The organism is Flavihumibacter stibioxidans (genome assembly GCF_014332695.1).
Taxonomy (GTDB): domain Bacteria; phylum Bacteroidota; class Bacteroidia; order Chitinophagales; family Chitinophagaceae; genus Flavihumibacter; species Flavihumibacter stibioxidans.
In genome coordinates this window covers 885,484-900,711 of sequence record NZ_MBUA01000001.1, presented here as the reverse complement: position 1 = coordinate 900,711, position 15,228 = coordinate 885,484, and the positions used below count along the sequence as shown (strand labels likewise).

The 15,228-nt window shown below is 46.5% G+C and carries 11 protein-coding genes; 6 read left to right on the top strand and 5 right to left on the bottom strand.

What is annotated here, in order from left to right; all coding sequences use genetic code 11:
- The first annotated feature begins 9 nt into the window (after nucleotides 1–9).
- Complete coding sequence (dapA, locus tag BC349_RS03825; protein ID WP_187255410.1) at nucleotides 10–900, top strand: 4-hydroxy-tetrahydrodipicolinate synthase; 891 nt, start codon at nucleotides 10–12, stop codon at nucleotides 898–900.
- Nucleotides 901–1,011: 111 nt separating this feature from the next.
- Nucleotides 1,012–1,842 carry an alpha/beta hydrolase gene (locus BC349_RS03820; protein WP_222840061.1) on the top strand — a complete coding sequence of 277 codons (831 nt, stop codon included), beginning with the start codon at nucleotides 1,012–1,014 and terminating at the stop codon, nucleotides 1,840–1,842.
- Nucleotides 1,843–1,874: 32 nt separating this feature from the next.
- Here the strand turns inward: BC349_RS03820 and BC349_RS03815 are convergent, their stop codons facing one another.
- Nucleotides 1,875–2,777, bottom strand: a complete 903-nt coding sequence (locus tag BC349_RS03815) for a ribonuclease Z (RefSeq protein ID WP_187255409.1) — start codon at nucleotides 2,775–2,777, stop codon at nucleotides 1,875–1,877.
- Nucleotides 2,778–2,786: 9 nt separating this feature from the next.
- Nucleotides 2,787–3,173 carry an STAS domain-containing protein gene (locus tag BC349_RS03810; protein ID WP_187255408.1) on the bottom strand — a complete coding sequence of 129 codons (387 nt, stop codon included), beginning with the start codon at nucleotides 3,171–3,173 and terminating at the stop codon, nucleotides 2,787–2,789.
- Nucleotides 3,174–3,277: 104 nt separating this feature from the next.
- Between BC349_RS03810 and BC349_RS03805 the strand changes: the two genes are divergently transcribed.
- From BC349_RS03805 to BC349_RS03795, 3 genes are all read left to right on the top strand, one after another.
- Nucleotides 3,278–5,812 carry an ATP-dependent Clp protease ATP-binding subunit gene (locus BC349_RS03805; protein ID WP_187255407.1) on the top strand — a complete coding sequence of 845 codons (2,535 nt, stop codon included), beginning with the start codon at nucleotides 3,278–3,280 and terminating at the stop codon, nucleotides 5,810–5,812.
- 175 nt (nucleotides 5,813–5,987) lie between these two features.
- Nucleotides 5,988–6,674, top strand: coding sequence for a (d)CMP kinase (gene cmk / locus BC349_RS03800; RefSeq protein WP_187255406.1), 687 nt, complete (start codon nucleotides 5,988–5,990; stop codon nucleotides 6,672–6,674).
- Nucleotides 6,675–6,852: 178 nt separating this feature from the next.
- Nucleotides 6,853–9,216 carry a PKD domain-containing protein gene (locus BC349_RS03795; RefSeq protein WP_187255405.1) on the top strand — a complete coding sequence of 788 codons (2,364 nt, stop codon included), beginning with the start codon at nucleotides 6,853–6,855 and terminating at the stop codon, nucleotides 9,214–9,216.
- Between the two features lie 191 nt (nucleotides 9,217–9,407).
- On the opposite strand, the gene BC349_RS03790 is transcribed toward BC349_RS03795, so the two are convergent.
- Nucleotides 9,408–11,597: a glutamine synthetase III family protein gene (locus BC349_RS03790; protein WP_187255404.1), complete on the bottom strand. Its 2,190-nt coding sequence runs from the start codon at nucleotides 11,595–11,597 to the stop codon at nucleotides 9,408–9,410.
- A 134-nt stretch (nucleotides 11,598–11,731) separates the two neighbouring features.
- Nucleotides 11,732–13,009, bottom strand: a complete 1,278-nt coding sequence (locus tag BC349_RS03785) for a hypothetical protein (protein ID WP_187255403.1) — start codon at nucleotides 13,007–13,009, stop codon at nucleotides 11,732–11,734.
- A 60-nt stretch (nucleotides 13,010–13,069) separates the two neighbouring features.
- Here BC349_RS03785 and BC349_RS03780 point away from each other — a divergent pair, with 60 nt between their 5' ends.
- Complete coding sequence (locus BC349_RS03780; RefSeq protein ID WP_187255402.1) at nucleotides 13,070–14,203, top strand: glycosyltransferase; 1,134 nt, start codon at nucleotides 13,070–13,072, stop codon at nucleotides 14,201–14,203.
- Here the strand turns inward: BC349_RS03780 and BC349_RS03775 are convergent.
- Nucleotides 14,193–15,125, bottom strand: coding sequence for a glycosyltransferase family protein (locus tag BC349_RS03775; RefSeq protein WP_187255401.1), 933 nt, complete (start codon nucleotides 15,123–15,125; stop codon nucleotides 14,193–14,195). The genes BC349_RS03780 and BC349_RS03775 overlap by 11 nt on opposite strands.
- Nucleotides 15,126–15,228 lie beyond the last annotated feature (103 nt).

Genomic DNA, 15,228 nt, shown 5'->3' with positions numbered 1-15,228 from the left:
ATTGTTTCCATGTCTCTCAGACAAACTTTACGCGGTACCGGTGTAGCCATCGTTACACCTTTTACCCATTCAGGTGATATTGATTTTAATGCGCTGGAAAACCTGATCAATTTCATCATCAGCAATGGAGTGGAATACCTGGTTGCCCTGGGCACTACCGGTGAAACGCCTACACTCTCCAAAGAGGAAAAGACGGATATTGTCACCTTCGTATTTGAAAAGGTCAATGGTCGGGTACCCATTGTAGTGGGTATGGGCGGTAACAGCACACATGAAGTGGCCCGTGACCTCGAGAAAATGCCACTCGAAAAAGCAGCAGCAATCCTGAGCGTTAGCCCCTATTATAACAAGCCTTCACAGGAGGGTATTTACAAACACTATGAAGTGGTGGCTGCAGCTTCACCAAAGCCGGTTATCCTTTACAATGTGCCAGGTCGCACAGGCCGTAATCTCGATGCCGCCACCGCCCTGAAACTGGCGCATGAGATTCCGAATATTGGTGGCATCAAAGAAGCCGCCAATAATATGGTTCAATGTATGCATCTCCTGAAAGACAGGCCGGATCATTTCCTGGTGGTCAGTGGGGATGATGACCTGGTAATGCCGCAACTCGCTTGTGGTATGGATGGTGTGATCAGCGTGGCAGCTAACTGCCTTCCTGAAAGGTTCTCCAATATGGTCAGGGCCGGTCTCGCATTTGATTTCAAAAAAGCAAAGGAATTGAACGATTCCATGCTCGAAGCCTACCACCTGTTGTTTGCGGAAAACAACCCCGCTGGAGTAAAGGCATTTCTGGCAGAACTGGGCTTGATCCAAAATCATCTTAGGTTGCCAATGGTGCCGCTGAGCGAGGGACTCGCAAAAAAGGTTAAAATATATCTGAAGTCTGTCGCTTCCTGATGCTGTGATTTTAGCTGTACTGACAATCGAAAGATGGCGGAGTATTTCTTTGTTGAGAGGTAATCCGTCCGTTTGCTGACCTTCCTGCATTTGGAGTCAATTACACCTGCCATGAAAAGGATTCCTTTAACGCTGATGTTTCTTTCGCTGGTTGCCGAATTACTGAATGCACAGTCAAATGGCCATGTATCCACTGCAAGCCCCCGCGTCAGCATTATCGATACGGCTTTTAGAATACCCCAGCTTAACAGGACCCGGCGAGTCTGGATATACCTGCCCGAATCTTACGATAAATCTGGAAAAAGTTTCCCGGTCTTATACATGCATGACGGGCAGAACATCTTTGACGCAGCGACTTCTTTTGCAGGGGAATGGGGCGCCGATGAAGCGATGGACAGTATCTCCCGGCAATGGATAATTGTTGGAATAGATAATGGTCAGCAAAAAAGAATGAATGAATTCAATCTTTTTGATGAACAAAGGTTCGGAAAAGGAGAGGGTAGGGCCTACCTCGATTTTATCGTCAATGACCTGAAACCTTTTATCGACAGGAATTACCGTACCAAATCAGCAGCCCGGTACACGGCCATGGCCGGGAGTTCCATGGGTGGATTAATTTCATTTTATGCAGGCTTATTACATCCAACTGTTTTCGGACATATTGGTGTTTTTTCACCTTCATTCTGGATCGCCCCCAATTTGGATAGTACGATCAGGGCCACCCTCCCCCGTGCAGTCAGACATTTGCCCCGGTTTTATTTTTATGGTGGACAAAATGAAGGCGGCCCCATGGTGGAGGATTTACAAAAAGTTGCCGGCCAATTATCCGCCCAATCCGGGAACACATATCCTGTAAATATCAATGCAGAAGGCCAGCACAACGAAAAAGCATGGAGATCTGTTTTTGATGATTTCCTTAGCTGGCTCAACACTAAAAAATAGAGCGGATCAGTCAGCTAAAAAAAAATCCCCATTCACACCCGATAACTCACTCCCTCCAGTGCCAGGAAGGAATCGGGGAACACTTCCTTCGCTTCTTCTTCGAACTGGTTGAGTTTTTCGTATTTGGAACTGAAATGGCCGATCAGTAATCTGCCTACACCGGCCTTCTTCGCAATCGTGGCAGCCTGGTGGGTGGTGCAGTGAAAGCGCTTGGCAGCGCGGTCTTCCAGGTCTTTCAGGTAGGTCGTTTCGTGGTAGAGCAGGTTTGCTCCCCGTACATGTTCAATGATGCTTTCATCGTAACAGGTGTCAGCGGAATAAGCATAGGACTTAGGCCTGGGCGCCTCATCCGTTACCCATTCATTCAGGATACGTTTGCCGGTTTTGGTGGTGTAGTCCTCGCCCCATTTCAACCTGTCGAAAAAAACGGCCGGAACACCATGCTCAATGGCTTTTTCAGGATTTATCTTCCGGGGTGCTTTCACCTGCTCAAATCGGAACCCCCAGCAGGGAATCCTATGGCTGACCTTGAAACTGCTGACCCTGAATTTTTCATTCTCAATGATGATCCCATCATCCCCCAGCGGATGGAAATGCAGTTGGTAAGGCAGGGCTGTATCTGCCACTTTCAGTTGCATCTCGATCATCTCTTTCAGTGGTTCCGGTGCGAAAAGATGAAGGTCAAGCTCCCGGCCCAGTAAACCCATACTGGTAATTAATCCGATCAGCCCGAAATAATGATCGCCATGAAGGTGCGAGATGAAAATATGTTGTATGCGGCTGCGCCTGATCTTGTATTTGGCCATCTGCATCTGGGTGCCTTCACCACAATCTACCAGGAACAGGAATTCATCGAGGGTCACGATCTGTGCCGTCGGATGCCGGTCAAAAGCAGGTAAGGCGGAATTATTTCCAAGTATGGTAACAGCCAGCATAGTAAGCAGTTAAAAAATAGGTTCTTCATCATCAAGTAATTCACGCTCGATCTCTTCCATCTGGACGATATCCCAGGCCTCACTTTCAGTAGGGGTGGCACTCATGATCTCGAGCAGTTGTTGATCATCGAGGAAGGATTCAAGGGTGGGCTGGATCTCACATATCACAAAGGAAGCATTGTTTTCATAAAAGCTTTGCTGAATTTTAACCAGGGTCTCAGCAGCTTCAAGGTCCATCTTTTCCACAGACTTCAGGTTTAACACCAGGTTTTTAACGTCATTTTGCAGGTAGGGACCTAAACTGTTTTGCAAATCTGCTGTCATATTAGCAGTAATTGTGGGGTCAAGTATGGTTATGGCATGGAATTTCTCCTTGGTATCAATTTTGACCTGCATATTGTTGATAATTATGTATGGAATTTAACGTTATTTCGGTACGGGTGGGGCAAACCTAAACTCAAAAATATTCGTTATTATTGTATAACACAACAACTTATAAAATGGACAACAATTTTTCAGCCCAGGTAAAGGAGATTATCTCGTTCAGTAGGGAGGAAGCATTGCGTCTGGGGAATGATTTTATTGGTACCGAGCATTTGCTGCTGGGGCTGATAAGAGAGGGCGACAATACTGCAGTCCGTATATTGAAAAGTTTTAATGTTGACTTATATGAGCTAAGAAAGGAGGTTGAGTTGGCCGTGAAGGATAAAACCGGAAAAAATATTGCCAATATCAATAGCCTGCCGCTTACCAAGCAGGCCGAAAAGGTGATCCGGGTTACGGTGCTGGAAGCAAAAGCGTTGAAGAGTCCCACTGTTGAAACAGAACACCTGATGCTTTCCATCCTCAAGAACAAGGAAAACATTGCTACCCAGATTCTGAACCAGTTCGATGTTGATTATGATCTTTTCAGGAACGAACTGGGGGTAGTGAAGAGCAATGATGTGCGCAGCGAATACCCTGAAGAGAATGATGATGATTTTGATGAGGAGAAAAAATACAGCCAGCAAAAAGCCAAGCAGACCGGTGCTACCAAAAGCAAGACACCGGTACTGGATAATTTTGGCCGCGACATTACCCGCATGGCTGAAACCGGAGCTCTTGATCCGATCGTAGGACGTGAAGAAGAGATAGAGCGTGTGTCCCAGATCCTCAGCCGCCGTAAAAAGAATAACCCGATCCTTATCGGTGAGCCGGGGGTTGGTAAGACTGCAATCGTGGAAGGCCTGGCCCTCCGTATTGTGCAGCGTAAGGTTTCAAGGGTGTTGTTTGATAAGCGGGTGATCTCTCTTGACCTGGCGGCCCTGGTGGCCGGTACCAAATACCGTGGCCAGTTCGAAGAGCGCATGAAAGCCATCATGAATGAACTCGAGAAGAATCGGGATGTCATCCTCTTCATCGATGAGATCCATACCATTGTTGGGGCCGGTGGCGCCAGTGGTTCACTGGATGCTTCCAATATCTTCAAGCCTGCATTGGCAAGGGGAGAATTGCAATGTATCGGTGCTTCCACACTGGATGAATACCGTATGTATATTGAGAAGGACGGCGCCCTCGATCGTCGTTTCCAGAAAGTGATGGTAGATCCGCCAAGTGTAGAAGAAACGATTCTTATCCTGAACAACATCAAATCGAAATACGAAGACTACCATAATGTTTCTTACGCGGATGATGCCATCGATGCCTGCGTAAAGCTGAGTGACCGGTATATGACAGACCGCCTGCTTCCCGATAAGGCCATCGACGTACTGGATGAAGTTGGCGCCAGGGTTCACCTGAAGAATATCAATGTCCCGGAAGAGATTCTTGATCTGGAAAAGAAGATCGAAGATGTGAAGAATGAAAAGAACCGTGTGGTGAAAAGCCAGAAGTTTGAAGAGGCAGCTTCTCTCCGTGACACGGAAAAGAGGTTGCAGGAAGAACTCGAGAAGGCGAAAGCACAATGGGAAGAAGAGAGTAAGCATAAGCGCTATCCCATTTCTGAAGAAGATATTGCAGAAGTAGTGAGCATGATGACAGGCATCCCGGTTAAACGGATGGTGCAGGCCGAGAGCGAGAAACTGAAGAAGATGGCAGAGGATATGCGCGGCATGGTCATTGGCCAGGATGAAGCGATCCAGAAAGTGGTGAAAGCCATCCAGCGTAACAGAGTAGGCCTGAAAGATCCTAAAAAGCCCGTTGGTACCTTTATATTCCTGGGACCAACAGGTGTGGGTAAAACTGAGCTGGCACGTTCCCTTGCACGGTATATGTTCGACAGCGAAGATGCCCTGATCCGGATTGATATGAGCGAATACATGGAGAAATTTACCATCAGCCGACTGATTGGTGCACCTCCCGGTTATGTAGGATATGAAGAAGGCGGACAACTCACTGAAAAAGTACGCCGTAAGCCCTATTCAGTAATCCTGCTGGACGAAATTGAAAAAGCCCACCCCGATATTTATAATATCCTGCTCCAGGTGCTTGATGACGGACAACTGACCGACGGGCTGGGCAGAAAGGTGGATTTTAAGAACAGCATGATCATCATGACTTCCAATATCGGCGTTCGCCAGTTGAAAGATTTCGGCGAAGGCGTCGGATTTGCCACATCAGCCAGGACTGCCAGTTCGGATGAGAACAATAAGGCCGTGATCGAAAAGGCACTGAAGCGTACCTTCTCGCCTGAGTTTCTGAACAGGATTGACGATGTGATTATCTTTAACAGCCTGACAAAAGAACATATATTCTTAATCATTGATATCCTGCTGGCAGGTGTGATGAAGCGACTGAAGAACCTGGGCTTCTCCCTGGAGTTGACAGAGGAAGCAAAGAACTTTATTGCAGAAAAGGGATATGACCAGCAATTCGGCGCAAGGCCGCTCCACAGGGCATTGCAGAAATACCTGGAAGATCCCCTGGCAGAAGAGATCCTGAATATGACCATCAAGGAAGGAGATGTCCTGATTGCCAACCTCGACAAAGAGCAGAATAAGATTACTTTCACCCTGAAAGAATCCTCTCCACCGAAAAAGGAAAAATCTGAAGCTTAATATGCGTCTGACGTGCGTCTGACGTATGTCAGACGCGTAAAGGAAAAGCCGCCTCGATTTCAGGCGGCTTTTCTTATGGTTGCCCTTCTTAATCATTTCATGATATTCATCTGTAACTGATTGAAGAATAGAGGCAGATCTTGTTTTGCCGCCATATTTGAAAGATATTTGCACCATGGCAGCCCGAAAGAAAATTATCATTACCATCGATGGTTGGAGTAGTTGCGGTAAGAGTACCGTTGCCCGTCAACTGGCAAAAGAGTTGAACTATGTTTACATTGACAGCGGTGCAATGTACCGTGCCATTACCCTTTATTTTTTGAGGAATCATATTGACTGGACCGATATCCGGGAAGTCCGGGAGGCCCTTTCCAATATCCAGCTCGATTTTCGTTTCAATGAGCAGAGCCAGCAAAGCGAAATCTTTTTGAATGATGAGAATGTGGAGTATGTGATCCGTGATCTGGTGATTGCCGAAAAGGTAAGTGAGATCGCTGCTATCAGGGAAGTACGGGAGTATGCCGTAAAACAGCAGCAGGCTATGGGAAAGAAAAAGGGAATTGTAATGGATGGCCGGGATATCGGAACCGTGGTATTTCCGGATGCGGAATTGAAAATTTTCATGACTGCAGACAATGCCGTTAGGGTTGAACGCAGGTTTAAGGAACTATATGCGAAAAACCCCAATATTACCATTGAAGAGGTGAAGAATAACCTTGAAATGCGGGATTATATTGACAGCAACCGGGAAGTGAGTCCCTTGCGCCAGGCTGCGGATGCCCTGGTACTGGATAACAGTAATTTAACCATGGAGGAACAGCTAAATAAAGCGCTGGACTGGGTTTCCGTAAAAATACGCTAGGATTTTTCCACTTATTAATATATTTTGCACTTCCTTAGGCCCCATTATTCAAGACTTTACCAAAGATCTGGCTCGGAATAATCGGTCCAAAATCCTCTTCCTTTCCAATTTATTATGATTGCTACTGTTTAACTGACAGGCAATAGTTGCGTACCCCCCATATTTGAACTTTAAAGTGATGAAAAAGAAGAATTTTACTACCCTGTTACGGGGAGGGGTGCTTATCCTTTTGGTAATTGGCGGCATCCTTAAAACAAGCGCACAGAGTAACCTTGTTCTTCAGGCAGATTTTGAAGGGCAGGACCTTCGGTATGGATGGGATTTTGCCCAGTCATGCTGTTCCTATTCCCTTACCACAACGGAAGCTTTAAAAAGAACCGGTAAAAAGGCATTACGGGTGGAACTTAGGAAAACCGACAGTACAATTGCCTCAGGGAAAAGAGCCGAACTAATTGAAAATACGTATCCGTTTCCGCCGGATTCCAATCGCGAATGGTGGGCATTCAGTACGTTTTTTCCGGAAGATTTCAAGCGTGATTCTGTTTACGAGGCCCTGGCCCAATGGCATTTTTCTGCAACCGGGTCAACGGCGGTGGCTGGTTCTCCGCCCTTATCCTTTCAGATATTCAAAGGTGATTTTATCATCGACCTTAAATATGACTCCGTTGATATTAATATTGATAAAGGCGCCAATGTAAAAAGAAAGGTTTTTAATCTTGGTCCCTGGGAAAAGGGCGTTTGGAATGATTGGATTTTCCAGTATCATTTTTCGCCTGACAACGATGGATACCTCAAGATCTGGAAAAACGGGAAACTTATTTTGGAGTATAACGGAAGCAATTTTTACCGGGGATCGCATCCTCCCTACTTCAAATTGGGATTATATAAATGGGCCTGGAATACTGGCTGGAATGTACCTGCCGAAGTTTCAGTGTTGAATACCCGGGTTTACTATATTGATAATGTAAAAATCGGCAACAAGGAGGCTATCCTGAATGATTTCATCATTCCAGCGAATGAAACCGGAAATCTGCAGCCTATCGCAAATGCAGGGACCAAGCAGCTCGCCAGCTTCCCTGTTACCTATGCAACTGTAAATGGAAGCAACTCTTACGACCCGGACGGAAAGATTGTTGAATATAAATGGACACAGGAGTCCGGCCCCAATACCCCTATTATGTGGACTCCTGGCTCAGCGATTACCAGAGTGACGAATCTGTTGCCAGGGAAATATATTTTCAGGCTTACTGTAAAGGATAGCCTTGGTGCAACAGCCTTTTCCACGGTTGAGGTGGAGGCAAGGGCTAGCACCCCGGTCAACCTGAGTCCCAATGTCAATGCCGGATCCACCAAACAAGTAATCCTGCCCACCAATGCGACAACTTTGAGTGGTGCCGGTTCCTATGATCCTGACGGTGTTGTTAATGCCTACAAATGGAGCCAGGAATCAGGACCGACCCAGGCTTCAATCAGTAATCCCGATAGTCAGAATACGATGGTTTCCAACCTTTCCAAAGGAAACTATTATTTCAAGCTTACCGTTACAGATGACAAAGGAGGAATCGGTACCGGGTATGTTCAGGTTTATGTGGACGGAACAGTTTCCTCAGGTACAGGGGTGAACCTGCCACCGATCGCCGTAGTCGGAGCGGATCAATATATTGTGTCTCCACAGTCAACAGCTGATCTGGATGGATCAGGCTCCTATGATCTGGATGGTACCATATCGAAATACACCTGGGTTCAATTGTCAGGTCCCAGGTCATCGCCGATGACAACCCCATCGGGCAGCAAAACCCAGGTCACGGGACTGGTGGAAGGCACCTATACTTACCGTCTTTACATCACTGATGATAAGGGACTGGCCGGAATCTCACCTTTAATAACCATTCAGGTTGGTCCACCAATCAAAGAGAAATTGCCAAATTTTGCCCCGGTATTATTGCTGGCAGATTCATCACTGACCGTAACCTTGCCGACCAATTCTGTAACATTGGATGCAACGAAATCCTATGACCCTGATGGCAGGATCGTCCGTTATTCCTGGGTGCAGCTTAGTGGCCCGAAAGCATCCCCGATGACAGCTCCTTCGGCTCCGCTGAATACTATTAACTGGTTGGTTGAGGGAACTTTTACCTACCGGTTATACATAACCGATGATAGTACCGCAACGGTTATTTCTCCGCTGATCAAGGTGAATGTTGTTTCCCCTGCCACCGGAATGGCCAATCATGAAACGGCGGTTGAAAGTGGAAATATGGATGTTTCCGGCAATTTGATTCTGGCAAAGAAAGGGCTTGTTGTTTATCCTAATCCAGTAGCAGAGGAGTTTGATATTATCCTCAATAACAAGGTTATGGGTAAGGGGGAAGTCATGGTATATGATCTTTTGGGAAGGCTTATATTTAAGGATGCATTCCGGAAAGAAAATGACATACTGCGTAAAAAAATAAAGGCAGCCGGTTTGCTGCCCGGGCAATACCTGCTAGATATCAGAGTGGGAACCGGATACCGCGAAACAAAGAAGCTTATTAAGAAGTAGGCAATCTCAATTTGATCAGACCGGCATATTTCATAGTTGAATGGCTATCCAAACCGGATAGCCATTTTTGTTGCTGAGAATTATCAGGCATAAAAAAAATCCCGACTGCCATTGGCGTCGGGATTTTTTTATGATCTGTAAGATACTTTGGGTAATCCGGCCGGTGTACCCGGTTGATAAACTCATTATGATTAACGGATGAACAGCATTTCCCTGTACTTGGGCAGGGGCCAGTTAGAATCATCCACCAGCAATTCCAGTTTGTCAACCCTGTAACGGATTGCGTCAAAGAACGGAGCTTTTACCTGGCTTTCGTAAGCAATGGCCTTGGTACGGGTATTGTCCATGGCATTGCACACTTTCCGGGCTTCGATCATTTTCTCCACCAGGTCACTCAGGATATTGATGTGCTCGCTGATCTTTTCCAGGATCTGGAGCTGATTGGCATAATTGCTTTCCTTCAGGCCGATCTCTTTCAGTCCCCTGATATTGTTGATCAGCATATTCTGATATTTGATAGCCGCAGGCAGCACGTGGCTGGTGCAGAGCTCTCCCATGATGCGGGCTTCAATCTGCACATGCTTGATGTATTTCTCCAGCTCGATCTCATGACGGGCTTCCAGTTCCACATGTGTCAACACATCATTACTTTCATACAGGTGCTTGGCCTTATCGGTTACCATAGCATCCAGGGCGAGAGGCGTGGTTTTAACGTTAGGTAAGCCACGCTTTGCAGCTTCATTTGCCCACTCTTCACTGTATCCGTCGCCTTCAAACAGCACTTTGTCGCTGGCAACAATGTATTCGCGGATCACGTGCATGATGGCGATCTCTTTCTTGTCACCTTTTTCGATCAGGGCATCCACATCTTTCTTGAACGTCTTCAGTGTTTCTGCCATGATAGAGTTTAACACGGTCATTGCATTGGCACAGTTCGCAGAAGATCCTACCGCACGGAATTCAAACTTGTTTCCGGTAAATGCGAAGGGGGATGTACGGTTACGGTCAGTATTGTCAAGCAGAAGCTCCGGAATGCTGCGGTGCAGGTCGAGCTTGAGGATGGCTTCATCCTGCTCATCGAACTTATCTCCCACTCTTTCCTTGATCTCTCCGAGTACATTGCTGAGGTATTGGCCAACAAATACGGAAATGATGGCAGGAGGCGCTTCGTTGGCACCCAAACGGTGATCATTACCCGCAGATGCGATACATGCACGTAACAGGTCTGAATAATCATGAACCGCCTTGATGGTATTTACGAAAAAGGCCAGGAACATAAGGTTGGTCTTTGGCGTCTTGCCCGGAGCCAGCAGGTTTACACCAGTGTCTGTGGACATACTCCAGTTATTATGCTTACCGCTACCGTTAATGCCTGCAAATGGTTTTTCGTGCAGTAATACACGCAGTTTGTGGCGACGTGCAACGCGGTTCATAACGTCCATCAGCAGTGTGTTATGGTCAACAGCTACACTCACTTCCTCAAAGATGGGCGCACACTCAAACTGTGCAGGAGCTACCTCATTGTGACGGGTCCTTAAAGGAATACCCAGTTTGTAGGATTCATTTTCAAAGTCGCGCATATAGGCATAAATGCGCTCTGGAATGGCCCCAAAATAATGGTCTTCCAGTTGCTGGCCTTTTGCTGATGCATGACCAAAAACCGTACGGCCACTCAATACCAGGTCAGGGCGTGAATTGAACATCTCTTCATCGATGAGGAAATATTCCTGCTCCCATCCAAGGGTGGCAGATACGCGGCTCACATTCTTATCAAAATAGTTGGCCACTTCAACAGCATGCTTGTTAAGGGCTTCAAGTGATTTAAGCAAAGGAGCTTTATAGTCGAGGGTCGCTCCAGTATAGGATACAAATATGGTGGGGATACAGAGTGTTTTACCCTGTCCGATCTCCATAATGAAGGCCGGTGAGGATGGGTCCCAGGCAGTATATCCGCGGGCCTCAAAAGTTGCACGGATACCACCGCTGGGGAAAGATGATGCGTCTGGTTCCTGTTGGATCAAGGCGGCTCCATCAAACTCCTCTATGGCAGTGCCGTCTCCCTTCAGTGTAAAGAAAGAATCATGCTTTTCTGCTGTAGTGCCGGTTAATGGCTGAAACCAGTGGGTATAGTGTGTTACACCTTTTGTTTCTGCCCACTGACGCATACCTGCTGCAATCTGGTTGGCAACAGTACGGTCAATTTTCTTGTTCCCTTTAACGGATGCGATGAGGCTCTTATAAGCTTCGTCGCTGAGGAAAGCCCTGGCTTTTTGCAGGGTGAATACATTTTCACCAAACACTGCAGTGATTTTTGCAGAGGCTGGTACATTTGTTTCCTTACCCTTGTTGATGTTGTTGAGCGCGTTGAAACGTAATGACATGAAAAATAATTTTTAGCTGTGCAAATAATTGACAAATAAAGAATTTCAATCGGTTGAGTCCTTTGTTTCGATCAAATTTCCGCTAATTTCCTAAAAAAAGTAATACGATTCCTACTTATGCCTGATAGAACCAGTCATTTTTCAGTGTTTTTATAAACATTAAAATATTTATAATTTGAAAGTTCCTTTCCACCGGCGGCAAATAGCAATAAAAGTAACAGGCTGATTTCCGGAATGACTTTATACCTGACAATTGCCCCCGGGAATGGAATGGTATAACCTATTGACAAATAAACACAAACACTAAAAAATAGCAAAACCGTGAAAAGGGGTTCTCCCGCCAGGAACCTGCGACCCGGATACCTGCGGATCAGAACCACCAGAAATAAACATATTAAAAAATAATTTTGTATAACGGTTATGTACTGCAGGCCCCCTTTTGCCTCCCAGGGAAAGGGAAATATGGTTGTATTCGCTACCGCCTGGGGAAATACTTTGATAAAAGATACGGGATTGCCATTCAGCGGCTCCAGTGCCAGCCTGGTTTTCCCTTTCAGGACCAGGAATTCCTGCTGCTTGTTCACTACCATCCCAGGCAGGTTAAAATGACCTTTCAATAATGCCGTTGTAAAAAAGAACAGGAGGAAAAGAGCATGCACGGTTATAAAAGTGTTTCTTACAGGCCTTTTTTTACGGATCACCAGCCACCAGGCAAACAAACCGGGCAATAGCAGGAAACCGGTGGAAACCCTAATGAAAAGCATACCTGTAAAAGCAAGAATGGTTAGGTACAGTCCGGACCTTTTTCCTGTTGCCAGCCAGTTATTGAATTGGTAGAGCAGCAGGGAAAAAAAGAAAAATAAAATTCCGTCGGTACGAATGCCGCTGAGCCAGAACAGTACAGGGGGGTAAAGGAATATCACCAAATACACCCAGTTCCTGCTTTCCGGCAATTTTTGCCGTATTAACTGGTAAAGCCAGAAATGCCCCCAGAACGTGATGGCACTGAATGCGATGATATTAATATAATAGTTACCCTTGCTGAAAAGATTGAATATCGCAAGTGGTTTGATTATCATGGCCAGCTCAAGTTTGCTCCTGAATTCCTTCAAACCCTGCACCAGGCCATATTCACTGATCTGCCGGAATAGATTGATGTCTTCAAAAAAATGAACGGGACGGTCGAGCAATTTGCGCATTTCATTCATGCTGTCCGCGTTGAAAACCCAGGTGTCATCCCCATTATAATATTTCAGGAAAACATAACCATACAGGCAGCCCATCAGGACTTTGGCGGCAAGTGCAAGCACGATCCGGCCAGTGCCAAAAGAAGGATCAGTTTTTCGTGTGAGCCACCTGGTTAGAATCACCAGCATTACAAAAGCCGCCAGAAATTGTAAGTATATAAGCATCCTGTTTCCTTTCTTTTCCGTTCAAATCTATACATTTGAACTTAATGTTATAGTAAGCCTGTGGAGCATGATAAATCGCTGTTAATCGCATTTGTGTCCAATAATGCCTGGTCCGTTTATAATTTCCGGATCGATGTGATTCGTAGTATGCTGGAATCCGGGCACAGAGTTTTGGTGATCAGTCCTGCTGATGAATACATTTCCTTCCTGGAAGATGCGGGCTGCCGGCATATCAGTATTCCTTTTGACAACCGCTCCACCAACCCGCTGGCAGACCTGAAACTCTTCCTCAGGTTAAAGCAGTTGTATGCCCTTCATCGCCCGGACCTGATCTTTCACTATGTGGCCAAACCGAATATTTACGGAACGATGGCTGCCGGTGCATTAAAAATTCCTTCGGTTGCGGTGGTTACAGGATTGGGATATGTATTTTCGAAACATAACCTCCTGTACCATATTGTCAGAAGGTTGTACAGGCATGCGCTCAGGAAGGCAACAGAAGTCTGGTTTCTCAACAATGAAGATGCCCGGGTTTTCTCATCGGAAAAAATTGTTTCCATTGAAAAAATCAAAGTACTGCCCGGTGAAGGGGTGAATACCGGTTTTTTCTCTCCCCCGGCTTCCCTAAGCCTGCAGCCCCGACCATTCCGTTTCCTGATGGCCTGCCGCCTGCTTAAAAGCAAGGGAATTGCTGTTTACGCAGACGCCTGCAGGATACTTCGCAGGAAGCACTACCATTTTGAATCGGTGCTGATCGGGTTTGAGGAAGCACACCATCCGGATGCCATTGCGCCCGCTGACCTTAAAAAATGGGAAGGGGAAGGATTGCTTCAATACCATGGATTTGCCAGCGACGTCAGGCCCGAACTCTCAGTGGCCGATTGTTTCATTTTCCCCTCTTATTATAATGAAGGGGTGCCTCGCAGCCTGATGGAAGCCGCCAGCATGGAACTGCCTGTCATCACTTCCAGAAGCAGGGGCTGCCGTGAAGTGGTCCTTGACCAGATCACAGGATTTCTCTGCCTGCCGGGCGATCCATTTGACCTGGCCGATAAAATGGAACAAATCCTGCAGATGCCGGAGGCCTCCCGGAAACTCATGGGGCAAAAAGGGCGGGAGTTAGTGGTTTCAAACTTTGACATTAGCAAGATTATTGCTGAATACCATTCCGTGATCAATACCATCACTCAATAATGGCCAAGCCTTTCATGCCCGTTCGGCTGGCCAGGAATTCGCAAACCCCTGACCTTTTAAGTTGGGTACTTAAACCCCACTCGCTGAGGTCAGGTGAGCTGAACTGAAAGCGGTTCAGGTTTTCCCAGGTGAAATTGGACAGGTCAGTTTTTAGAAAGAAATATTTTCCTCCGTACTGTTGTTGGAATTCGCGCACCCATACATAATCTGTCGAAACGACCGGTAAGCCGCATGCCGCATACGTGAGTAGTTTCGCGGAGGGCTGCCGGTTAAATGGTTCCCTGTCCGGCTGGTAGTTGATCCCGAACCTGCATTGGTGAACATACCCGGCTACCTGATCAGGGGGCACCGGGCCTGCAAACCTGATATTGGAACATGCCCTGTATTTTCGTACCAGATCCTCATTCCTTCCGGACAAAACAAGGACCGTCCGTTTACTCATGGAGCCACCCTCCGTAAAACAATCCAGCCATTTATGAGGTTCCCTGGTTTTATCGAGTGTTCCGGCATAAATAAAATCGTATAATGGAGGGATGACATGCTGCGGAGGGGAACCATCTTCTATATATATCATATTCCTGTAACCCCAGGGAATGCCGTCATTAAATGACAGACTATTCCTGATGTACTCATTCATGAAAATCCTGAAATCCGGTTTGGTGCTGGTTTCCCTTTTGACAAGGTCCTTGATTTTCCGGAAAGGCGGGGCCGAGAGGGATGCGTATTCGTGTATCACCAGATTGTTCCTGAACCTCCTGCTGAAATGGGTTCCCATGAAATGCCATTCTATATCGGGGCGGATATCCGGAATTTCTGCCGGAAGACATTCTGCCGTGTGCAGGCCTTTGCCTTCAAAAAAATGCCGGTAGGCGGCAATTTCGGGCAGTAAGGCCTTTTGGTTATGGACAAACGCGATCAGCATACAGAAGCCACAATATTACCCTATCTGAAATAATTAACAACTGATTTTACAAGGTGCCGCCTGTACCTTACCTTTGCGCTTTCTTACACTATCCGCCTAAAAT